Raw genomic sequence first — 252 nt, 5'->3', positions numbered from 1 at the left:
GCTTTATTTTTAAGAAAAAAGAATGTAATAACCCAAAAAAGAGGTTTTCCCTATTGATATTCTTCCTCAAAAAAATTAACTTCGTTAACTCTGGATATAACGAATTTAAACTCGGTATATTTGAAGAGAGTTAGGACACATTTGGACTAAAAATTGAGAAATGCTTTATTTGTATTAATTACACTTGCTTCCTTTTTTAAAATCTCTGATAAATCTATATAATCACCTTTCTGATATAATCTATTACTTTCC

It is taken from the genome of Polaribacter vadi (assembly GCF_018861005.1).
Taxonomy (GTDB): Bacteria; Bacteroidota; Bacteroidia; order Flavobacteriales; family Flavobacteriaceae; genus Polaribacter; species Polaribacter vadi_A.
The sequence above is the reverse complement of the archived record's forward strand: the minus strand, read 5'-3'. Positions refer to the sequence as shown.